The organism is Streptosporangium sp. NPDC087985 (genome assembly GCF_044741965.1).
Taxonomy (GTDB): domain Bacteria; phylum Actinomycetota; class Actinomycetes; order Streptosporangiales; family Streptosporangiaceae; genus Streptosporangium.
In genome coordinates, this window is sequence record NZ_JBIUTQ010000008.1 from 130,091 (window position 1) to 152,553 (window position 22,463).

General features: G+C 72.0%; 11 protein-coding genes. 8 read left to right on the top strand and 3 right to left on the bottom strand.

Features of this window, described 5'->3' with window-relative positions; genetic code table 11:
- Positions 1–132: 132 nt before the first annotated feature.
- Together ACIN94_RS18065 and ACIN94_RS18070 are read left to right on the top strand one after the other, a co-directional pair.
- On the top strand, positions 133–6,273 hold the full coding sequence (locus tag ACIN94_RS18065; protein ID WP_400707023.1) for a phospholipase A2: 6,141 nt from the start codon (positions 133–135) through the stop codon (positions 6,271–6,273).
- 128 nt (positions 6,274–6,401) lie between these two features.
- Positions 6,402–9,374, top strand: a complete 2,973-nt coding sequence (locus tag ACIN94_RS18070) for a BTAD domain-containing putative transcriptional regulator (protein WP_400707026.1) — start codon at positions 6,402–6,404, stop codon at positions 9,372–9,374.
- A 32-nt stretch (positions 9,375–9,406) separates the two neighbouring features.
- On the opposite strand, the gene ACIN94_RS18075 is transcribed toward ACIN94_RS18070, so the two are convergent.
- Together ACIN94_RS18075 and ACIN94_RS18080 are read right to left on the bottom strand one after the other, a co-directional pair.
- Positions 9,407–10,216, bottom strand: a complete 810-nt coding sequence (locus ACIN94_RS18075) for an SAM-dependent methyltransferase (protein ID WP_400707029.1) — start codon at positions 10,214–10,216, stop codon at positions 9,407–9,409.
- A gap of 168 nt (positions 10,217–10,384) precedes the next feature.
- The gene (locus ACIN94_RS18080) at positions 10,385–12,136 is read right to left on the bottom strand and encodes an acetyl/propionyl/methylcrotonyl-CoA carboxylase subunit alpha (RefSeq protein ID WP_400707032.1); all 1,752 of its coding nucleotides are present in this window, start codon (positions 12,134–12,136) and stop codon (positions 10,385–10,387) included.
- Between the two features lie 421 nt (positions 12,137–12,557).
- Between ACIN94_RS18080 and ACIN94_RS18085 the strand changes: the two genes are divergently transcribed.
- Positions 12,558–12,830, top strand: coding sequence for a WXG100 family type VII secretion target (locus ACIN94_RS18085; protein ID WP_184755698.1), 273 nt, complete (start codon positions 12,558–12,560; stop codon positions 12,828–12,830).
- A gap of 46 nt (positions 12,831–12,876) precedes the next feature.
- Here the strand turns inward: ACIN94_RS18085 and ACIN94_RS18090 are convergent, their stop codons facing one another.
- Complete coding sequence (locus ACIN94_RS18090; RefSeq protein WP_400707035.1) at positions 12,877–17,463, bottom strand: FtsK/SpoIIIE domain-containing protein; 4,587 nt, start codon at positions 17,461–17,463, stop codon at positions 12,877–12,879.
- A 371-nt stretch (positions 17,464–17,834) separates the two neighbouring features.
- On the opposite strand from ACIN94_RS18090, the gene ACIN94_RS18095 reads away from it, so the two are divergent.
- From ACIN94_RS18095 to ACIN94_RS18115, 5 genes are read left to right on the top strand one after another with little or no spacing between them, the layout of a single operon-like run.
- Positions 17,835–18,536, top strand: a complete 702-nt coding sequence (locus ACIN94_RS18095; protein ID WP_400707038.1) for a hypothetical protein — start codon at positions 17,835–17,837, stop codon at positions 18,534–18,536.
- 1 nt (position 18,537) lies between these two features.
- Entirely contained in the window at positions 18,538–19,293 is a 756-nt protein-coding gene (locus tag ACIN94_RS18100) for a hypothetical protein (RefSeq protein ID WP_400707041.1), read from the top strand.
- Positions 19,290–20,591: a CpaF family protein gene (locus ACIN94_RS18105; RefSeq protein ID WP_400707044.1), complete on the top strand. Its 1,302-nt coding sequence runs from the start codon at positions 19,290–19,292 to the stop codon at positions 20,589–20,591. The genes ACIN94_RS18100 and ACIN94_RS18105 overlap by 4 nt, the downstream gene beginning before the upstream one ends.
- Before the next feature lie 55 nt (positions 20,592–20,646).
- A complete protein-coding gene (locus ACIN94_RS18110; protein ID WP_400707047.1) occupies positions 20,647–21,534 on the top strand; it encodes a type II secretion system F family protein in 888 nt (295 codons plus the stop codon).
- Positions 21,527–22,462, top strand: coding sequence for a type II secretion system F family protein (locus ACIN94_RS18115; RefSeq protein WP_400707050.1), 936 nt, complete (start codon positions 21,527–21,529; stop codon positions 22,460–22,462). Before ACIN94_RS18110 ends, ACIN94_RS18115 begins: the two co-directional genes overlap by 8 nt.
- Position 22,463: the final 1 nt, after the last annotated feature.

Genomic DNA, 22,463 nt, shown 5'->3' on the forward strand with positions numbered 1-22,463 from the left:
GGGCTTATACGCCCGTTATACGTGCGGTCAACTCTCCTTCCTCACGCTGGGCGCAACGCCTGTGGATCTTCCGAAGAGCGTGGAGGAACCGTGTCGAGAAGGACACTAGGACGGCTTACCGCCGTTTCCCCCGTGGTCGCGTTGATGATGGTGGTGACGGGCCTCACCCCGGCCTCGGCCATCGCGCCGGCCGCCATCCAACCCAGATCGCCCGCCAAGACCGCCTGTCCCGACGAGATGCCGGGTGAGGCGTCGGTGCGCCTCGCCGTACGGCTGTGCGGGAAGCGGATCAAGGTCGCGGATCTGACGACCGAGACCGCCGAGTACTTCGTCAACCTCGACGGCAGCACCACCGTCGAGCAACGGGTCAGGCCGGTGCGGATCAACCGTGACGGGCAGTGGCTGGCCGCCGACACCACCCTCGCCGCCCGTCCGGACGGCACGCTGGCACCGCGCGCCGCCGCCACCGAGATGAGCTTCTCCGGCGGCGGTGCCGGGCCGCTGGTCAAGGCGTCCGTCGACGGCACCGGGATAGAGATCGGCTCCCCGGTGGGGGCGCTGCCCGCGCCGCACCTGGAAGGCTCCTCGGCCGTCTACCCCGAAGTGCTGCCCGGCGTGGACCTCGTGGTCACCGCAGACGTGGACGGCTTCGCCGAGAAGCTCGTGGTCAAGAACCGTGAGGCCGCCACCAACCCCGCACTCGCCCGGGTCCGCTTCCCGGTGATGAGCGAGAAGGGCACGCTGACCGCGGACAAGGACGGCAACAACGCGATCCTGAACGCCAAGGGAGAGCCGGTCTTCGTCGCCTCGGCCGCGGAGATGTGGGACGGGGCCGACGAGCGCGCCAGGACCCGGTCGCCGGGGGCGAAGGCGGGGGTCCAGGCGGGTGCGGGCCGGCACCGGCTGATGAAGACCCGCATCAACGGCGGAGCGCTGGAGGTCACCCCCGACAGGGACGTGCTGGCCGACCCGGCCACCGAGTTCCCCGTGGTCATCGACCCCGGGTTCACCTCGACCCGGTCGGCCTGGACCTACGTCGACTCCGGCTACCCGACGACGACGTACTACAACTCGACCACCGAGGCCACGGTCGGCACCTACAACGGCGGTACCAACAAGAAGCGCTCCTTCTTCAACATGGGCCTGTCCGGGCTCGCGGGCAAGAAGGTGACCGCGGCCACCTTCAACATCCGTGAGGTCTGGGCCTGGAGCTGCACGGCGCGGAATGTCACCCTCTACCGGTCCGCCGCCGCCATCTCCTCCGGCACCAACTGGAACAACCAGCCCGGCACCAACCTCGGGCTCGGTTCCAAGAACGTGGCCTACGGCTGGTCCTCCGCGGGCCAGGGCGGCGCGTCGAGCTGTCCTGCCGCCTGGGTCGGCTGGGACGTGACCGGCGCCGTGCAGGAGGCGGTGAACGGCGGCGCCACGACGCTGCCGCTGACCCTGCGGGCCGCCAGCGAGACCGACGACACCTACTGGAAGAGGTTCGAGAACAACCCGAACATCTCCATCACCTACAACACGGTCCCCGGTACCCCGACCGCGCAGGCGGTCGCGCCCTGCGTGTCCGTGTGTGCCAGCCCCGCGGTGACCGGGGCGCTCCGGCCGACTCTGTCGGCCAAGGTCTCCGACGCCGAGGGCAGCGCGCTCCGCGCCGACTTCGAGGTCTGGACCGCCGACCGGGCGACCAAGGTCACCGGCGGTTCGGTGACGTCGGTCCCCTCCGGTGGCACAGCCTCGTGGACGCTGCCGTCGAACCTGGCCGACGGCACCCGCTACTCATGGAAGGTCCGGTCCTTCGACGGCCTGGACTACAGCGCCTGGACGGGCTGGTCCGACTTCACCGTGGACGTCACCGCTCCGGCGGCACCCTCGATCGCCTCGGACGACTACCCGGCCGGTGAGTGGGCCAAGGGTGCGAACCAGGCCGGCAGGTTCACCATCACCCCGGCCTCTGCCGACGTGAGCACGCTCCTGTGGTCCGTCGACGGCGGCACGCAGCAGAGCGTGGCGAACTCCGGCTCGCCGTACACGCTGACCTACACCCCGACGTCCGACGGCCCGCACACGCTGCGCGCCTCGGCCCGTGACAAGGCCGGCAACGTGTCGGCCACGACCACCTACGTCTTCTACGCCGGCTCCTCGGCCGTCACCTCTCCCACGGAAGGCCAGTCCACCGCCCGCCGGGTGGTGCTCGCCGCCTCCGGCAGCGGCGGGCTGACCGGCGTCACCTTCGCCTACCGGCGCGGCTCGGCCGACACCTGGCACCAGGTGCCCGCCGCCGACGTCCGCAGGAAGGCCGACGGCTCCGCGGTGACCTGGCCGGTCGCGATGTCCTCGGCAGGCTCACCCGAGCTGGTCTGGGACGTCACGCACAGCCTGACCACCGACGGCACGATCGAGATCCGGGCCGAGTTCGTCACCGCGCAGGGTACGGCCTCCTCCCCGGCTGTCTCGCTGATCGTGGACAGGAACGCGCAGGGCGCGGCGACCCAGCCGATCGGGCCGGGTGTGCTCAACCTGCTCACCGGTGACTTCCGGTTCTCGGCGACCGACGCCAACGCCTTCGGTGTCGGCGTCATGCGGTCGTTCGGCTCGCGCGCCTCCCGGACCGGGGCCGACGGCACCGTGCCGATCTTCGGCTCCGCGTGGAACTCCGGCGGTCTCGCCCAGACGCTGCAGACCTCCTACAGCCGGCTCCATGCCACCTCGGCCACCTCGGTGGACCTGGTCGGCATCGACGACAGCAGCCTCGGCTTCACCAAGAACGCCAACGGCACCTGGAGTACGCCACCGAACGCGTCCGGCCTGACGCTGACCTACAGCGCCTCCACCGACCGCTACACGCTCACCGATCAGATCTCCGGCGACCAGACCGTCTTCGCCAAGGTCGACCCGGCTGCCACCGACTACCTGGTCAGGAGCATCGTCCCGCCGGTGGCCAAGGGCGGCACGGTCTTCGTCTACGACCGGGTGACCGGGACGGGAGGCGAGATCCTTGCCAGACCCGCGAAGATCATCGCGCCGACCACCGCGGTCGCCTCGCAGAACGACTGTGACGTCGCCACCTTCACGGCGCTGCCCGCCGGCTGCCGGGTGCTCGTCTTCGGTTACGCCTCGGCGACCACCGCGACCGACGGCCGGCTCGGGGACTTCACCGGACAGGTCCGCCAGATCAGCCTCTGGGAGGGCGGCACCGCCGCTCCGTCGGTGCTCGCCGACTACCGCTACTCGGCTACCGGACAGCTCCGCGAGGTCATCGACCCGGGTGTGGCCCCCGGTGCCGTCACCGCCTACGAGTACGACGCGGCCGGACGCGTCGTGAAGCTCACCCAGCCCGGCCAGCTCCCGTGGACCTTCACCTACGGTAGGGCGGGCAACCCCGACACCGCCGCCGACGGCATGCTGGTCGCCGTCTCCCGGCCGACCCTCACCCCCGGCAGCAAGACCCAGACGAACGGCACGGCCGTCGCGTCGGTCGTCTACGACGTGCCGGTCAGCGGCACGGGCGCGCCGTACGCGATGGGCGTGGCCAATGTGGCCGCGTGGAACCAGCTCGACGCCCCCCAGGACGCCACGGCGATCTTCCCGGCCGACCAGGTGCCCACCTCGGTCACCGGCAGGGGCGCCCTCGGCTCCGGCGACTACCGGCGGGCCGGCGTCTACTACCTCAACGCCAACGGCAAGCTGCTCAACCGGGCCGAGCCCGGCGGGCACATCGCCGCCAGCTCCTACGACAGCCACGGCAACGTGGTCGGCCAGCTCACCGCGGCCAACCGGGCTCTCGCGCTCGGCCAGGGCGAGAACGCCACCGAGCAGCTGACCCAGCTCGGCCTGATCGGCGCATCCACCGCCGAGCGGGCCAGGCAGCTGTCCACCGAGTCCATCTACAGCGCGGACGGTGACCGAAAGGTCGCCGAGTACGGCCCGCTGCACGTGGTCACGCTGGAGAAGGTGCTGGCGGCCGAGGGGAACCAGCCGCAGCTCGCGGCGGGCACCCGGGTCGCCGCCCGGGCCCACAGGGTCAGCGTCTACGACGAGGGCAGGCCGACCGACGGCAGCGCCAACGTCAGCGGCCTGATCACGACGGAGAGGACCGGTGCGGCACTGGCCGGCCGGACCGTCGACGGCGACGTCCGCACGGTGAAGACCACCTACGACTGGGCCAAGGGCCTGGCCACCAAGGTGGTGAAGGATCCGGGCGGCCTGGCGATCACCACGGTGACCGCCTACGACGCCGAGGGGCGCGTGATCGAGTCCCGGATGCCCAAGTCGGCCGGGAACGACGCCGGGACGACGGTCAGGGAGTACTACACGGCCGACGGCACCGGGACCTGCGGAGGCAGGCCCGCGTGGGCGGGACAGCTCTGCCGTACCAGTCCCAAGGCGGCGGTGACCGGCGGCGGGTCGAACCCGTCCGGGCTGGTGACCAAGGTCTACACCTACACCGACGGCGGCCGGATCTCCAAGGTGACCGAGACCGCCAACGGCGTCACCAGGACCACCAGTACGGAGTACGACGGCGAGGGCCGGGTGACCGGCACCAAGGTCACCGGTGGCCTCGGCGCGGACGTCCCGGAGGTCACCGCCCAGTACGACATCGCCGGCAACCCGGTCAGGACGACCGCGGCCAACGGCACAGTGATCATCCGGGAGTACGACGCGCTCGGCCGCCAGGTGGCGTACACCGACGCGGACGGCGGTGTCACCCGGGTCGACTACGACAGTTTGGACCGCGTGATCAAGCGGACGGACAGCGCTCCGTCCACCACCACCTACACCTACGACCTGAACACCGAGCCCCGCGGGCTGGTCACCACGATGACCGACTCCGTCGCGGGCGCCTTCCAGGCGCGGTACGACCCGGACGGCGCGATCTCCGGGGAGGTCCTGCCCGGCGGCGTCACGTACGGCGTGATCAGGAACGAGGTCGGCTCGCCCAGTTGGCGCGGCTACCAGGCGCCCTCGGGGGTCTGGCTGGCCAACAACAGCGTCGAGTGGTCGATCCACGCTCAGCAGACCCAGAGCGCGGCGGTGTCGACGCAGAAGTACCGCTACGACGGGATCGGCCGGCTGTCGACGGTGGAGGACACCGAGGGACCGGTCTGCACCGGGCGGACCTACGGCTACGACGGCAACAGCAACCGGACCTCGGTCAGCACCGTGGTCTCCGTGCCGGGCAGGCCCTGCCCGCTCACCGGAGCCACCACGGTCACCCACTCCCACGACAGCGCCGACCGGCTGGTGGATCCCGGCTACGCCTACGACGCCTTCGGGCGGGTGTCGGCGACGCCGGGCGGCGAGGCCATGGACTACTACACGACCGACCTGGTCAAGTCGCTGCGCTCGGGCGACAGCAGGCAGTCCTGGTCGCTGGACCCGCAGCTGCGGCGCCGGGCGATGACGGCCGAGCGGCTGGTGTCGGGGGCCTGGAAGCCCGCAGGGTCGAAGGTCGACCACTTCAACGCCGACGACGACACCCCCGCGTGGACCGTGGAGGACACCGCGACCGGGGCGATCACCCGCGACGTCCGCTCGATCAGCGGCGGGCTCGCCGCCACCACCTCGGCCACCGGGGAGGTCCGGCTCCAGCTCACCAACCTGCACGACGACGTCAACGTGGTCTACGACCTGGCCACCGGCATCCCCGCGGTGCTGGACTACGACGAGTTCGGCAACCCGCGCTCCGGTCAGCCCCGGGTCAGGTACGGCTGGCACGGCGCCGCCCAGCGGGCGGCCGACACCCCGGACGGCTCGCTGCTCATGGGCTCCCGGCTCTACCAGCCCAAGTTGGGCAGGTTCCTGCAGGTCGACCCGGTCGAGGGCGGATCCGCCAACGCCTACGACTACGCGGCCCAGGCACCGACCAGCAACGCCGACCTGGACGGCAACAAGTGGTACTCGTGCCGGAACTTCTGGCACTTCGCCTTCAACCACTGCGGGGTGGACTACGCCTGGTACCACGGTTCGTGGCGGGCGGTGAAGTGGGTGCACACCCCCGGTGGCTGGTGGGTGCGCGGGGTCTACTACGACTACTGCACCTCCTCGCCGGACAAGCCCCTGGGATATGACTTCCGCTCGGCCTGCATGATGCACGACTACGGGTACGCCCTGGTCAAGAGGGGCTACGTGAGCAGCAAGCACGAAGTCGACTACGTGTTCTACTACGTCCTCTACTGGGGCGTCTGCAACCACTACTTCTGGAAGGGGACCTGCCGGGGCATCGCCTACAAGTACTACCTGGCCGTCTACTACTTCGGACGCGTCTGACCCTCCTCTGACGTGGGCCTCCGGGATCTCCGGGGGCCCATTTCGGCATGCCGTTTACTGTGGTGTTGACGCTTTGTCGGCGATCGTGCACATTGAAAGCCTCATGATCGCTTGACAGGCGGAATGCAATGTTCTTCGCCGTGCTGGGACCGCTGGAAGTCCGTGTCGACGAGCAGGTCATCCCCCTCGGGGGGCTCAAACAGCGCACTCTGCTCGCCGTACTGCTCCGTCACGCCAACCACTCCGTCTCCCCGCACGTTCTCATCGAGGCGCTGTGGGGCGGCCGCCCCCCTCGTACGGCCGGCGACAATCTGCGCCTGTACGTCTACCAGCTCCGCCGCGCGCTGGGCACCGAGCGGATCCGCCGCCACCGTGAGGGCTACGAGCTGGTCATCGGGCCGGGCGAACTCGACGTCGAGTGCTTCGAGGAGCTGTCACACACGGCACCGGCCACCGGCGACGACCTGAAGACGGCGGAGATCCTGCGCGAGGCTCTGGCGCTCTGGCGCGGCCCGGCCTACGCGGGCATGGACACCGTCCCGCTGCTCGGAGACGAGGCCGCGCGGTTGGAGGAACGCCGCCTGGCCGTACTGGAGAGCAGGATCGGAGCCGACCTCGACGCCGGGCTGGGCGCCGGGCTCACCGGCGAGCTCCTCGGCCTCGTGGCCGAGCACCCGCTCAGGGAGCGGCTCCGGGGCCAGCTCATGCTCGCGCTCAACCGGGCGGGGCGGCAGGCCGAGGCGCTGGCGGTCTACCAGGACGCCAGGAGGACCCTGGCAGCCGAGCTGGGCATGGACCCCGGCCCCGAGCTGCGCCGCGTCCATCAGATGATCCTCTCCGGCTCTCCCGGACGCGGTCACGGACCGGCCCAGCTCCCCCCCGACATCCCCGACTTCGCCGGGCGGGACGAGCATGTCGCCACCCTGGTCGGGCGGCTGCGCCAGACGGGCAGGGTCACGGGGGTATCGGTGATCGCCGGAATGGGCGGGATAGGCAAGACGACGCTCGCCGTCCACGCGGGTCACCGCCTGGCCGCGACGTTCACCGACGGCCAGCTCTACGCCAACCTGCAGGCCTCCGCCGACCCTGCGCAGGTCCTCGCCGGCTTCCTGTCCGCGCTCGGGCTGCCCGGCGCCGCGGTTCCGCAGTCGCTGGAGGAGCGGGCGGCGCTCTACCGCAGCCGTATGGCGCAGCGGCGGATGCTCGTCGTCCTGGACAACGTCGCCTCCGAAGGGCAGGTCCGCCCCCTGCTGCCCGGCGCCGCGGGCTGCGCGGTCCTGGTCACCAGCAGATCCAGACTCAGCGGGCTGGAGGGGGCCAGGCTCATCGACCTGGGGGTGCTCGCCCCGGCCGCTGCGATGGAGCTGCTGGCAGGGGTCGCCGGCCGGCCGAGGGTGGACACCGAGCGCGAGGCCGCGGCCGAGATCGTCCGCCTCTGCGACCACATGCCGCTCGCCGTCCGCGTCGCCGGAGCCCGCCTGGCCGCCCGGCCGCACTGGCGCCTGCAGTGGTTCGCCGCCCAGCTCCGCGACGAGCGCCGCCGCCTCGACCAGCTCTCCACCGGAGACCTCGCTGTCCGGGCCAGTCTCGCCCTCAGCTACGACGGGCTACCGGAGCGGGCCAGACAGGCCTTCCGGCGACTCGGCCTGATCGAGGCCGCCGACTTCGCGGCATGGACGGTCGCCGCGCTGCTGGACGGCGCCGTCCCCGAGGCGGAGGAGCTCGTCGAGGAGCTGGTGGACGCCCAGCTGCTCACCATGACGGGCATCGACCAGACCGGTACCCCCCGGTACCGCCTGCACGACCTCGTCCGGCTCTACGCCAGGGAGCGGGCCGAACTGGAGGAGACGCAGCCCGACCGGGAGGCCGTGGTGGCCAGGATGATCGGTGCCTGGCTCGCCCTCGCCGAACGGGCGATGGAGGACGTGCCCGGCCCGTGCTACGCCGTACTGCACGGCGGCTTCCCGCGGTGGGGCCCGCTGCGGGCCGAACCACCCCGTGACCCGCTGGCCTGGTTCGACGCCGAGCGGGAGGCGCTGACCGCGGCGGTCGGCCACGCCTGCGCACTTGGCCTGGACGAGGCCGCCTGGGACCTGGCCGGCTGCCTGGAGCGCTACTTCGACGTGCGCGGGCTCTTCGACGAGTGGCGGCGGACCAACGAGCGGGTCATGGACGTGTGCCGCGGAGCGGGCAACCTGCGTGGCGAGGCCGTGATGCTCCGCGGCCTGCTGGACTGCACCACCTGGATGGACACCAGCCAGGCGGGCGGGGCCATGGTCTCGCTGCACGACCAGGCGCGGCGCCTGGTGGAGATGTTCCAGCGGATCGGCGAACGCCGCGGGCTGTCCGACGCGTACGCCATGTGCGCCTGGGGACTGGCCGCGCAGGGCACCGTGGACGAGGCCAGGAGAACAGCCTCCCACGCGCTCTCCCTGGCCGAGGAGACCGGCCACCTGGGCGGCCAGGCGCGCGCACACCTGGCGATGGCCGTCGCGCTTGGCGAGGAACGCCTCGACGCCGCCATCCCCCCGCTGCTGCGCTGCCTGGAGATGGCGCGGGAACTGGGCAACCCCCGTTTCGAGGCGACCGCACTGCAGTTCCTCGGCATGGTCCACGTCGAGTTCGACGCCGCCCACGACTATCTCAGCCGGTCACTGGCCATCTGCCGGCAGCTGCACGATCCGCTGCCGGAGGCCATGGCGCTCAACGAGCTGGCCAAGCTCTACCTGCGCCACGCGGATCCCAGGACCGCGGCCCTCGCCGTCGAGGCGGAGGAGCTCTCCCGCAGGTACCACCTCGCCCACCATCTGGCCGACGTGCTCTGGGTGGGCGGCTGCCTCGCCTTGGCCGATGACCGCGCGGACCTCGCAGTCACCCGACTGGAGGAGTCGGTACGGCTCTGGCGGACCCGGAGCTGGCCCTCCTTCCTCTCCAGAGCCCTGCGCAGCCTCGGTGACGCCTATACCGCGGCGGGGCGGCCGGCCGAGGCTGCGCAGGCGTGGAGGGAGGCCGACGCCCTGGGCGGAGCCCGTCTGGCGGGAGTAGCCGGCCCCAGTAGAGGCCGGCCCGCGGCGGCCGCTGAAGCGGGAGTTCCCGGGTGAGCGCGGCCCGTCCGTGCGGGAGCCGCCCGTCCCTAGTGCAGGAGGCCGACCCCGCTGTAGCCGTCGACGCCGGGGAGCCTGGGGAACCGGGGCTCGTTCTTCTCGGGGCGCCAGTCGTCAGTGGACACCAGACCGGGTTCCACCAGCTCGAACCCGTCGAAGAAGCGCAGGATCTGCGCGTGTGAGCGGGGGGTCGCGGACCCCGCGGAGGTCTTCTTGTAGAGCTCGCGGCCCTCGCGGACCTTCTCCTCGTCGAGGTCGCCGAAGGAGAGGTGGCTGATCACCATGCCGCTGCCGGGAGCGAGCCGGTCGCGCAGCGTCGTGACGATCCGCTCGGCGTGGTCGTCGTCGGGGACGAAGTGCAGCACGGCCAGCATGAGCAGACCCACCGGCTGGTCGAAGTCGATGTGCTCGTTGATCTGTGGGTCGCCGAGGATGGCCTCGGGCTCCCTCAGGTCACCGTTCAGCACGATGGTCTGCTGGTTGTCCGCCAGCAGGGCGCGCCCGTGGGCGAGCACGATGGGGTCGTTGTCGACGTAGACGATGCGGGACTCGGGTGCCATGCGCAGCGCCACCTGGTGCACGTTCTCCTGCGTGGGCAGGCCCGCGCCGATGTCGAGGAACTGGCGAACCCCCCTCTCGGCCAGGAGGTTGACGGCTCGGCTGAGAAAGCGCCGGTTGGCCCGGACTCCGTCCCTGACGTTGGGCGTGAGCTTGATGATCTTTTCGGCCGCCGCCCGGTCGGAGGCGAAGTTGTCCTTGCCCCCGAGAAGGTAGTCGTAGATCCGGGCAACACTCGGAACCGTCGGGTCGATACCCAGCGGCGCTTGCTTCATGTCCATCCCGCCCTCAACGCATCATTTGTTGATCGTAAGGTAACGGATCAAGAAAAATATCGCTACAAGTCGTGATTAAGGACGGTATAGATATCGCACGATCGCGGGGGAGCCGGCGGAGGCACGGGCGGCCGGGGGACACGGCCCCCCGCCGTACCCTTCCCCGGGCGCCGGTCAGGCGTCCTTGATGTCGCAGATGACGGCGCCGGCGGTGACCGTCTGACCAGTGGCGGCGGCCAGACCGGTAACGGTGCCGGCCTTGTGCGCGGTCAGCGGCTGCTCCATCTTCATCGCCTCCAGCACCACGATGACATCACCCGCGGCGACCGTGTCGCCGTCGGCGGCCGCCACCTTGACGATGGTGCCCTGCATCGGGCTGACCAGACTGTCCCCACCCGCGGCGGCCTGCTTACCCGCTCCGCGCCCGGCCCGCCGGGGCGCCCGGGCACCGGCGCCGGCGGAGGACGGCGCGCCGAATCCGGCGGGCAGGACGACCTCCAGGCGTTTGCCGCCGACCTCGACGGTGATCCGGTCGCGTCCGGCCGGCTCGCCCGGTTCGGTGACCGGCCCGGCGTAGGGGGCGAGGGGCGTGGCGAACTCGGTCTCGATCCACCGGGTGTGCACCCGGAACGGCTCGGCGGTGAACGCCGGGTCGGTGACCACGGCCCGGTGGAAGTCCAGCACGGTGGGCATGCCGTCGATGGTGAACTCCGCCAGGGCCCGCCGGGAGCGCTCGAGGGCCTCCTGGCGGGTGCGGCCGGTGACGATCAGTTTGGCGACCAGGGAGTCGAAGGCGCCCGGCACGGTCATGCCGGCCTCGTAGCCGGCGTCCAGCCGTACCCCGGGCCCGGACGGGGTGCGCATCGCGGTGATGGTGCCCGGGGCGGGCAGGAAGTTACGGCCGGGGTCCTCGGCGTTGATCCGGAACTCGATGGAGTGGCCGCGTGGTGTGGGGTCGTCGTAGTCCAGGGGGTGGCCGGCGGCGATGTGGAACATCTCCCGGACCAGGTCGATGCCGGTGACCTCTTCGGTGACGGGGTGTTCGACCTGCAGGCGGGTGTTGACCTCCAGGAAGGAGATGGTGCCGTCCTGGCCGATGAGGAACTCGCAGGTGCCGGCGCCGGTGTAGCCGGCCTGGCGCAGGATCGCTTTGGAGCTGGCCGACAGCAGTTGCAGCTGGTCGGGTGTCAGGAAGGGGGCGGGGGCCTCTTCGACGAGTTTCTGGTGGCGGCGTTGCAGGGAGCAGTCGCGGGTGGAGACGACCACGACGTTGCCGTGGGTGTCGGCCAGGCACTGGGTCTCCACGTGCCGGGGGCGGTCGAGGTAGCGTTCGACGAAGCATTCGCCGCGGCCGAAGGCGGTGATGGCCTCGCGGACGGCGGAGTCGTACAGGTGGGGGATCTCCTCGAGGGTGCGGGCGACTTTGAGGCCGCGGCCGCCGCCGCCGTAGGCGGCTTTGATCGCGATGGGCAGGCCGTGCTGTTCGGCGAAGGCGATGACCTCGTCGGGGCCGGTGACGGGGTCGGTGGTGCCGGCGACGAGGGGGGCGCCGACGGCGTGGGCGATGTGGCGGGCCTGGACCTTGTCGCCGAGTGCGGTGATCGCGGCCGGGGGTGGGCCGATCCAGGTCAGGCCGGCGTCGAGGACGGCCTGGGCGAAGGTGGCGTTCTCGGCCAGGAAGCCGTAGCCGGGGTGGACGGCGTCGGCGCCGCTGTCGGTGGCGATGCGCAGGAGTTTGTCGATGTCGAGGTAGGTCTCGGCGGGGGTGGTACCGCCCAGGGCGTGGGCCTCGTCGGCCAGGCGGACGTGCAGGGCGTCCAGGTCCTGGTCGGCGTAGACGGCGACGCCGGTCAGTCCGGCGTCCTTGCACGCGCGGGCGATCCGCACGGCGATCTCACCACGGTTGGCGATCAGGACTTTCTGCACCGACGTCGTTCCCTTCCTTCAATACCACCTGCGACCTGAGGGGTCGGCGGGCCTCTCAGGGAGTTTAAGCGGCTCCTGATCGCGGACCCCCGCTGGGGGTCCGCTCGCCGGAGGGCGCGCCGCGGCCCAGGTGGGCGGCCCGGCCGGTGATCCGCCGGACCTCGTGGAGGCCGGGAGCCTCACCGTCGTCGCGACACCACCGGGTGCCTATTCCCGTAAGTCTCCAGATGTCGCCGCAATCTCATCTATCGCCCTTAACTTGTTGCATCACGAAAAATCAAGATGAAAGGGAACGTTACCTTCTCCACGTGTCCGGGAAGGTCCATATCCGCTCGGCATAATCCCGGTATCACTGTGATCCACTCGCCTATCGTGATTTCGTTTGGCGAGTCCCCCGACACCGATCCCGAAGGAGACTGGCATGAGCCAGAACTTGCTCGGCGGCAATCCCGCGGAAATGCAGCAGATGGCCACCCAGTTCACCCAGCAGGCCGATCAGGTGCGGGCCACGATGGCCGCACTGGACCGGGAGGCCGCCAAGGTCGGCACCGCCTGGACCGGCCCCGGCGCCCAGCGTTTCACCGAGGCCTGGCAGAACTACCGCGCCGCTTTCCAGCGGATGTCCGAAGAGCTCGCCGAGGCTTCCCGTGTCATCAACACCTACCGCGGCAACATCGAGTCCGCCACGAGGTAGGCAGGACCGCTGAGACGCCCCGGCCCACGCGGGTTGGGGCGTTCCGTCATGTGACGGCCGCCTGGATGGGGGTCACCGACCCAAGGGTGACCAGCAGGCCACGGCCGGGCGGGCCGCCGACCGTGCCGCGGGGGAGCCGGATCGTGAAGAGGTCGCCGTCGGCGGGGCTCTGCACCGACAGCAGCAGGCCCGTGCGGGCCTTGCGGGCCTCGGCGGCGAAACCGCGGTAGGCGGTGGTCAGGTCCCCGGTGGCGCCTCCGACGATCAGGCCGTGCTCGCCGTCGCGGCCGGTCCGGAGCACCTGTTCCAGGGCGGTGCCGAGAGGGCTGTCGGCGGAGATCAGCTCGGCGTCGTCGACGATCACCACATAACGCTCCCGCCCCGCGACGGCACCCGTCAGGTCGCCGTTGGCGTCGAGCACGGCCAGCACCCCCGGAGCGTCCGCCATCGCACGCAGCGGGCTGCGCCGGGGGGTGACCAGGGCCACCGGCGTGCCCTGGGCCAGCAGGGAGTGGGCGGCGGTCAGCAGGGTCGAGGAACGGCCGGACCTGGGCGGGCCCGCCACGATCGCGCCGGGCCCGTGGGCGAGCAGGTCGATGCCGAGTGGGGCCAGCGCGTCGCCTCCGGCGCCGAGCAGTGCCCACAGGGGCGAGGGAGGCGTGAAGGAGGGGGACAGTTCCAGCGTCTGCGCCGCGGTGATCCGCATCGGCAGCGCGTCCACCCGCAGGGGCGGCTCGGAGTCCCAGACCCACCCGCCGGACTCCGCCGCGCCCGCGTCCCCGGGGAAGCGGGCGGGCACCGCGCGGGTCAGCGTCTGGAGCGCGCCGACCTGGGCCGGCCCGGCGGGATCGTCGCAGAGCAGAGCGATCTGGCTCTCCGCGATACCGTGCTCGCCGGCCGCCAGGGCGCGGCCGGGGGCGAGCGTGGCGGGCAGGTCCTTTACGGGCAGCCCGGCCAGGCCGTAGTCGGCAGGGTCGGCCAGCCGCATGATCAGCCGGTCGTCGAAGACCGTGGAGATCTGCCCGATCAGCGCCGACCGGTCGCCGGTCACCACGGCGCGCAGCCCGACCGCCGGGCCCTCCCTGAGCAGCTGCATCAGCGACTCGATCAGCCGCCCGTAGTCGTAGCCCTCGAACGCGGCGACGAATCCCTCCCAACGGTCGAGCATCAGCACCAGCCAGGGCAGCCGGGGCCCTCCGGAGACGGCGCGCAGCTCGGCCAGCGACGCGTATCCGGCCTCCGCGAGCAGCTGCTGCCGCCGCCCGATCTCGGTGCGCAGGCGGGTCAGCAGCCGCTCCACCCGGTCGAGCTGGTCGCGGGTCACCACCGCCCCGCAGTGCGGCATCGCCATCAACGGCAGCAGCGCCCCCGACCCGCAGTCGATCGCGTGCACGTGCACGTCCTGGGGGGAGGCCCCCGCCGCGATCGCCCCCGCCAGGGTGCGCAGCGCGGTGGACCGCCCGCTCCGTGCGGCGCCCGCGAGCAGCAGGTGCCCGCCGTGCGCGAGATCCAGGGCCAGCGCCTGCCGGTCCTGTGCCCACGGCAGGTCCGTCACTCCGAACACCAGCGGCGGCACCTCCTCGATCCCCGCCCGGTACGGCGGTGCACCCCCGGGCGGGCCGGAGAGCCCGGGGGCGACCACGAGGTCGCCGAGCGGTGCGAGCCAGGGGCTGGGCTGTTCCGGCACTCCGGCGACGCGGGCGGCGTCGACCAGGGCGTCGGCGAGGAGCGACAGGTCGGTGACGGGGGCGCCTTCGGCGGACACCTCGGGCGCGAGCATCGGCTGTCCCAGGGCCTGCCAGCCGACCTCCGTCACCCGGGCCCTGACGTCGGTGAGGCTCCCCGGGCTCCGGCCGCCGATCCTGGCCGTCTGCACGGCCGCCGGCGCGCCCGCCCCCGACTTCACGTAGCACCGGCCGGGAGCGGACTTGGGGATGTGTGAGGCGTCCGGACGGCCGATGACGTCGGCCGACTCGGACGCCTCCGTCACCCGCAGCGCGATCCGCAGCGAGGTGTTCGCCTGGATGTCGGCGGTGACCACGCCGCCGGGCCGCTGGGTGGCCAGGATGAGGTGGATGCCGAGCGAGCGGCCCCGCCTGGCGATGTCGACCAGCCCGGTCATGAAGTCGGGCAGCTCGCTGACCATGGCCGCGAACTCGTCGATGACCAGCACCAGCCGGGGCAGCGCCACCGGCGGTTCGGCGCGCCCGCGCAGCGGCCTGGCCGGCGTCCTGCCGCCGGCGACGAGGAGGTCGCGGGAGGCGCGGGCCGTCTGCGTGTCGCGGAGGTCGTGGTAGTCCTCGATGTCCTTCGCCCCGGCGGCCAGCAGCAGCCGTTCCCTCCGGCGGATCTCGGCGGCCAGGGAGGCCAGGGCCCGCTGCGTCAGATGGCCGTCCAGGTCGCTGACCATGCCGACCGTGTGCGGCAGCCGTACGCACTCCTTGAAGGCGGCCCCGCCCTTGTAGTCGATCAGCACGAACGTCATCTCGTCCGGCCGGTTGGCCACCGCGAGCGAGCAGATCAGGGTCTGCAGCAGTTCGGACTTGCCCGCGCCCGTGGTGCCCGCGATGAGCGCGTGCGGCCCGTCCCCGCGCAGGTCGACGGAGAAGGGGCCGTCGGGGCCGATCCCGATCACGGCCTCGGTGGTCCGGCCCCAGCGTGCGGCCAGGGCGGCGCCCGATACCGAGGGCAGCTCCAGCAGGTCCAGCAGCCGTGCCGAGGAGGGCAGGGCCAGGCTCGCGTCGTCCCTGCTCACGTCGCGGATGGGGGCCAGGGAGCGGGCGAGCCGGTCGCACCAGGAGGCCGAGACCTGGTCGGCGAGGATCTCACCGAGGTCGTCCAGGCCGCCGCCGCGCAGCCGTACCAGGCCGTCGGCGGTCACATCGGCGACGGTGGCGCACTCCTCGGGCAGCAGCCGCTGGTCGTCGTCGATGGCCAGGGTGTAGACGCCCGCGCGGGGGCCCTGGCGGAGAACCTGCGGCATGCCCGGCAGCGCGCGCAGGACCTGGGCGCCGTCCAGGACGACCAGCACGTCGTAGGGGCGCTCGTCGTAGACCGGGGCGGCCTCCACCTTCTCCGGACTGCCGCCGAGGTCGCCCCAGCCGGTCGGGACGCGGCCCAGCTTGATCAACGGGCTGTCCTCCTCGCCGAGACGCTCGTCGATCAGCGTGGTCAGCTCGCTCACCCGGCGGGCCGCGGCCTCCGGGTCGGCGCCCACCAACGCCACGCAGTCCTCGCCGCTGTGCGGTGCGCAGTGCGGCAGCCAGCGGACCCAGTTCCACCGCTCGCCCCCGTCGCCGTGCGCGCAGAGCACCACGATCGCCAGGTCGCGCGGGCTGTGCAGGGCGGCGGCCTGGCCGACCAGCCAGCGGGCGAGCCCCGCCGTCGACCGGCGTGGCCCGGTCAGGCCGGCGACGCCCAGACGACGCATCGCCAGCGCCACCGGCACCGCGTGGCAGGTCGGAAGGTCGGGCAGGGGGGTGTCGGCCGCGGCGGAGCGTTCCGGGGCGAACTCGATACGGGCGGGGAGATCGGCGAGACCGACCCGGAGGCGGAGCGCGTCGGGGTCGTGGTCGCGGCGTTCCCACAGCCGCCGCCGGGGGCCGGTCGCGGTGAGCAGCAGCTCGGCGGGGTCGGGTGCGGCGGCCCGGCGTTCGGCCTCGTCGGCGGCGCGGGCCTCCGTCACGGTGGCCTCGAAGGCCTTCATCCGCTCCCGGTACCGCTTGAGCTGCTGGCGGTACTGCTTGCGGCCGTGCCGCCGGTCGCTCCACCACTGACCGATCATGATCAGCGGGGTCATCAGCGCGAACAGCAGGAAGTACCAGATCTTTAGTGCCATCGCCATGCCCACCCCCAGGACGGCGGGCAGGAACGCGGTCAGCAACTGCAGCCGCATGGTCTCGGCGCGCTTGGGCTCGGTCGGGACCTCGAACCGCCGTCCGCCGGCCGGGGTGCGGAGCCGGGGCGGCCGGTTGTAGGCGAGCCCCCCGTCGGGCTGGGCGTCCAGGTGCGCGTCGGGGGGCTCCACGGCCTTCAGGGTCAGCACGGTCGCGCCGCAGGTCAGCAGGGCGTGCTCGGGCCACGGTGCCGGGCCTTCGAGGGGTTCGCGGTCCAGGAGAGGGGCGGGTCCCGATCCGGGCTCCACGGTGATGGCGTCGGGGGTGAGCCTGATCACGGCGGCCTGGCCGGGCAGTCGCCCGTCCGGGACGGCCACCGCGCAGGCGGGATCGGAGCCGACGGTGTGGACGCCCAGGCTGAGGCGGTGCACGGACCCGGCGGCGGGCCCGCCGATCACCCGGACCTCCACGATCCCGCCGGGCTCCTCGGCCACCGTCGCCCCGGCCAGATCGCGGTCGAGGGTGACGAGGTCGCCGTCGCGGAGCAGGCCGAGCGCGGGGGCGCCGGGGTCCAGGGGGCGGCCGTCCAGCCAGAGCGTCGGGGGCGCGGCGCCGGGGGAGCCGTGGCCCAGCCCGTAGGGTGCCTTGCTCCGTGTCAGCCGCACCACGTTGGTCGGGCGCTCGCCGCCCTGCCCGGACAGCGACTCCGCGAGCCGCGCCACCGTGGTCGTCTCGTCGCTCTCGACCATGACATCGCGGTCGGCGTGCTCGGTGAGCACGGTGAGCATGATCCGCATCGCCGCTCTCCTCGGGTCGACCCGCGTCCAAGGTACAGAGGGGGAACGGTCCAGGAGGAGCTGTTTGCGGCAATGCGACTCCGCGCCCCCTCGGAGATGATTCCGGCCGGCTCTCCGAAGGATTTAGATGACGTATGTAAATATCGGTGGGGTTGTTATGCGATTTAATCTAGGCCCTTATCATCCGGATAAGTCATCTGTCATCTAGCCGAACCGCCAGTTTCTTTCCGATCGACGTTGACAGACCTGTTCCTATCAAACGAGCATGGGTCCTGGCTTTTGTCCGGCAGTTCATCGGCACGGTGCGCATAATGGCGTAAATTCAACCAGTAGTCCCTATATTTGTGATCACTCTGGGAGACCCCCTGCCCATGAGGACCAGCGAGAAGCCAGCGGGCCGTCCACCGGTGAACGCCGAGCGGCAAGGCTCGGCGGGCGCTCTTTCAGGACCGGCGTCGCGCAAGCTCCCCGTCCCCCCGCGCGAGCGCAGGCCCGCGCTCGCGGCCCTTGCCCTGCTGCTCATCCTGGGCGGCGCGCTCGCCACCACCCTGCTGGTCATGCGGAGCGGAGACCGGGTCTCCGCGATCGAGATCACCCAGCAGGTCGGCACCGGCCAGCGCATCTCCCTGGCCGCGATGCGCGAGGTCCAGATCGCCGACACCGGCATCGGCTACGTGTCCTATGCCGACCGTCCCCGCGTCGCGGAGAACTACGCCCGCGTCACCCTGCTGCCCGGAACCCTGCTGACCCGCGAGATGGTCGTCTCCTCCAGCGCGGAGCTGGGCCCGGGCAAGGCACAGGTGGGCCTTGCCCTCAAACCCGGCCAGTTCCCCTCGGCCCTCGTGCAGGGGGACCGGGTCCAGGTCATCCACGTGCCGGGGCGGGGCGGCACGGCCGACGCGCAGAGCCGCGTGCTCGCACAGGCCGCGCTCGTCCACAGCGTCGGGGCTCCGGGAAGGAACGGCTCGTCCGGACAGGTGACGGTCATCGTGGACGCCACGGTGTCGCCGACGATCGCCGCCTACGCCTCCAACGGTGAGATCGCCCTGGCCAAACTGCCGGGAGCGCGCTGACGTGGCTCTCATCGTGCTGGCCGCGGACAAGGGGGCGCCGGGTGTGACCACGGCGGCCACCGCACTCGGCGCGATCTGGCCGCGCCCGGTGCTGCTCGCCGAGTGCGACCCGGCCGGAGGGGACATCGCCTACCGCCTCCCCGGCGACGACGGCGGCGTGCTCAACCCGGCCCGCGGCCTGCTCACCCTGGGCGCCATGGCCCGTCGCGGACTGCATCCCGACCAGATCCACGAGCACACCCAGAGGATCGTCGGGGGTCTCGACGTGCTGGCCGGGCTGACCCACGGTGAGCAGGCCGCCGGGCTCACCTGGCTCTGGGGCCCGCTCGGCCGGGCGCTGGCCGCACTGCCCCACGCCGACGTGCTGGCCGACTGCGGCCGGCTCGGCGCGCACCCCGAGCTGGCCGAGCTGACGGCCGAGGCCGCGATGGTCGTGCTGTTCACCAGGGCGAGCCTGGACCATGTCGCCCACCTGCGGGAGCGTCTGCAGATCATGCCCCGGACCCCGCAGGTCGGGGTGGTGGTGATCGCCGACCCCCGGCAGTACCGCGTGACGATCGACGAGGTCCGCCGGATCGTCGCCGCCACGGGCAGGGAGGTCGCCTTCGTCAGCGGGCTCGCCCACGACCCCAAGGGCGCGGAGCTGCTGCGCGGCCAGTGGGGCGGGCGTCTTGACCGCTCCCTGCTGATCCGTACCGCCCGCGAGCTCGCGGGCCGCCTGGCGGCCCAGGTCCGTGCCCCGGAGCCCGCCGCATGACCATCGATCACACGCTGGTGAAGCGTTTCCGGCAGGAGGTCGGCGACCGGCTGGCCCATCAGCGCCGCCTGGACCAGGCCAGCGGCCTGGTGCCGATGACCGGCGAGGACGAGCGGCAGTTCGCCCGCGCGCTGATCGCACAGGTCCTGGAGGAGTTCGCGCGCGGCGAGATCGGCGTCGGCCGTACCCCGCCCACGGCCGAGGAGGAGGAGGCACTCGCCGCCGGGATCCACGCGGCGCTGTTCGGCGTCGGGCGCCTGCAGCCGCTGCTGGACGACCCCGAGGTCGAGAACATCGACATCAACGGCTGCGACCGGGTCTTCGTCGGCTACGCCGACGGGCAGGAGATCATGCGCGAGCCGGTGGCCGAGTCCGACGACGAGCTGGTCGAGCTGATACAGATCCTCGCCGCCTACAGCGGCCTGTCCAGCAGGCCCTTCGACACCGCCAACCCCCAGCTTGACCTGCGTCTGCCGGACGGCTCCCGCCTCTCGGCGGTGATGGACGTGACGGTCCGCCCGTCCATCTCCATCCGCCGCTCCCGGCTGGGCAAGGTCTTCCTCAGCGACCTGGTGGGAAACGGCACGCTGACCCCCGAGGTGGGCCGTTTCCTCTCGGCCGCGGTGGCGGCCAGGAAGAACATCATGATCTCGGGCTCCACCAACGCGGGGAAGACGACCCTGCTGCGCGCGCTGGCCAACGAGATCCCGCCGTCCGAGCGGTTGATCACCGTGGAACGCGCGCTTGAACTCGGCCTCGACCAGTTCTCCGAGCTCCACCCCAACGTGGTGGCCTTCGAGCAGCGGCTGCCCAACTCCGAGGGCCAGGGCGAGATCACCATGGCGGAGCTGGTCCGCCGGTCGCTGCGGATGAACCCGTCCCGGGTGATCGTCGGCGAGGTGCTCGGCGACGAGATCGTCACCATGCTCAACGCGATGACCCAGGGCAACGACGGCTCGCTCTCCACCATCCACGCCAACTCCTCGATGGAGGTCTTCAACCGGATCGCCACCTACGCCCTCCAGGCCGCCGAACGCCTGCCGATCGAGGCGACCCACATGCTCATCGCGGGCGCGATCGACTTCGTGGTCTTCATCGAGAAGCGCAACGAGTACGCCGCGGGCGGGCGGCTCCGTCGCTTCGTGTCGAGCGTGCGCGAGGTGGCGGGGGTGGACGGCCGGGTGCTCTCCTCGGAGGTGTTCGCGCTGTCGCCCGACGGCCGGGTGCTGCCGCACGCCCCCCTGTCCTGCCTGGAGGAGCTCGCCCACCACGGCTACGACCCGGGAGGCTGGGCATGATCCGCGTCCCGCCCGGGCCGTACGCCCGTCCCGGTCACCCCTCGGGAGGCCGGACATGATCCCCATCCCGCCCGGGCTGCTCGACCCGCTGACGCTGCTGGCCGGAGCGGCGGTCGGCGCGGGGCTGTTCCTGCTCGGCCTCGCCCTGTACGGCACGCGCCCCCGTCCCGCCACCGCCGGGAAGAAAGCCGGCAGGCGGGAGCTCATCCGGGCCCTGTCCACCCGGTCCGCGGCGGGCGCCATCGCCGGTGTGCTCGTGCTGGTGGTGACCGGCTGGCCGGTCATGGCGGTGGGAGCCGTGCTCCTCGCCCTGGGATGGCGGGGCCTGTCGGGTGGCGCGGCCGAGGAGCGCACGGCGATGCGGCGGCTGGAGGGGCTGGCCGCCTGGACCGAGTCGCTCCGCGACACCATCGCCGGAGCCGCGGGCCTGGAACAGGCGATCCCGTCCTCGATCCGGGCCGCGGCCCCCATGCTCCGCCCGCACCTGCTCGCGCTGGTGGACCGCCTGCACACCCGGATGCCGCTGCCCGACGCGCTCCGGCTGTTCGCCGAGGAGCTCGACGACCCCTCGGCCGACCTGGTCGTGGCCGCGCTGATCCTCAACTCCAAGCTGCGCGGTCCCGGCCTGCGCGAGGTGCTCGGCGCGCTTGCCGTCTCGGCCAGGGAGGAGCTCGACATGCGCCGCCGGGTCGAGGCCGAGCGCCGCTCCACCCGGCGCAGCGTGCAGATCGTGGTCGGTACGGCCGTCGCCTTCGCCGTCGCGCTGGTCGTGTTCAACCCCTCCTACGTCGAGGAGTACGACAGCACCCTCGGCCAGGCCGTCCTCGTGGTGGTCGCCGGGTTCTTCGGTGCCGGCTTCGCCTGGATGCGCCGTCTGGCCCGCTTCGACAAGCCCGCCCGCCTGCTGGGCCTGCCCTCCGGAGGCGAGGTGCCCGATGACTGAACCACTGCTCGCGGGATCGGTGCTCGGACTGGGCCTGTTCCTGCTGATCCGGGCGCTGTTCCCGGCCCGGCCGGGGCTGGTGACGCGGCTGCTGGCGCTCGACGCGGCCAGGGAGGGCACGGCCGCCCCGCGCATGCAGCTCATCCTGCCCGACGAGGAGGTCAGCGCCTTCCGGCGGAGGCTGGGCGTACGGCTGGCGCGCTTCTACGCGGCCCGCGGGTGGGAGGCCCGCTCGGCCAAGGCGGACCTGGCCCTGCTCGGCAGGTCGTTCGAGGGGTTCCTGGCCACCAAGGCGCTGCTGGCCGTCTCCGGGCTGCTGGCGTTCCCGCTGCTGGTCGGCTGGCTGGTGCTGATGGAGCTGGGCATCTCGCTCGCCATCCCGCTGTGGGCCGCCCTCGCCGTCGCCGGAGTCTTCTTCGTCCTGCCCGACCTGCAGATCAGACGGGACGCCTCCCGGATGCGCCGTGACTTCCGGCATGTCGTCGGGGCCTTCCTGGACCTGGTCGCGATGAACCTGGCGGGCGGGCGCGGAGTGCCGGAGGCACTGATGATGGCGGTCTCGGTGGGCACCCCGGACGCCGGCGACGAGGGGGTCAACTGGGCGATGACCCGGATCCGCGAGGCGCTCGGCAACGCCAGGATCGTCGGCATCACCCCGTGGCAGGCTCTCGGGCAGCTCGGCGACGAGATCAACGTGGACGAGCTGCGCGACCTGTCCGCCGCGCTCGGGCTGGTCGCCGACGACGGCGCCAAGGTCCGCGCGTCCCTCACGGCCCGCGCCGCGACCCTGCGGCGGCGTGAGCTCGCAGAGGTGGAGGGACAGGCGGGTGAGCGGTCCCAGTCGATGCTCGTCGCCCAGCTCCTGCTCTGCGCGGGGTTCGTGATCTTTCTTAGTTTTCCCGCCGCTATGAAGATGTTGGGGTCCTGAC

What these genes read in the sequence shown, in the direction of transcription:
- ACIN94_RS18070 (WP_400707026.1), top strand. Translation starts at nt 6,402, where the DNA reads ATGTTCTTCGCCGTGCTGGGACCGCTGGAAGTCCGTGTCGACGAGCAG.
- ACIN94_RS18075 (WP_400707029.1), bottom strand. Translation starts at nt 10,216, where the DNA reads ATGGACATGAAGCAAGCGCCGCTGGGTATCGACCCGACGGTTCCGAGT.
- ACIN94_RS18085 (WP_184755698.1), top strand. Translation starts at nt 12,558, where the DNA reads ATGAGCCAGAACTTGCTCGGCGGCAATCCCGCGGAAATGCAGCAGATG.
- ACIN94_RS18090 (WP_400707035.1), bottom strand. Translation starts at nt 17,463, where the DNA reads ATGCGGATCATGCTCACCGTGCTCACCGAGCACGCCGACCGCGATGTC.
- ACIN94_RS18095 (WP_400707038.1), top strand. Translation starts at nt 17,835, where the DNA reads ATGAGGACCAGCGAGAAGCCAGCGGGCCGTCCACCGGTGAACGCCGAG.
- ACIN94_RS18105 (WP_400707044.1), top strand. Translation starts at nt 19,290, where the DNA reads ATGACCATCGATCACACGCTGGTGAAGCGTTTCCGGCAGGAGGTCGGC.
- ACIN94_RS18110 (WP_400707047.1), top strand. Translation starts at nt 20,647, where the DNA reads ATGATCCCCATCCCGCCCGGGCTGCTCGACCCGCTGACGCTGCTGGCC.
- ACIN94_RS18115 (WP_400707050.1), top strand. Translation starts at nt 21,527, where the DNA reads ATGACTGAACCACTGCTCGCGGGATCGGTGCTCGGACTGGGCCTGTTC.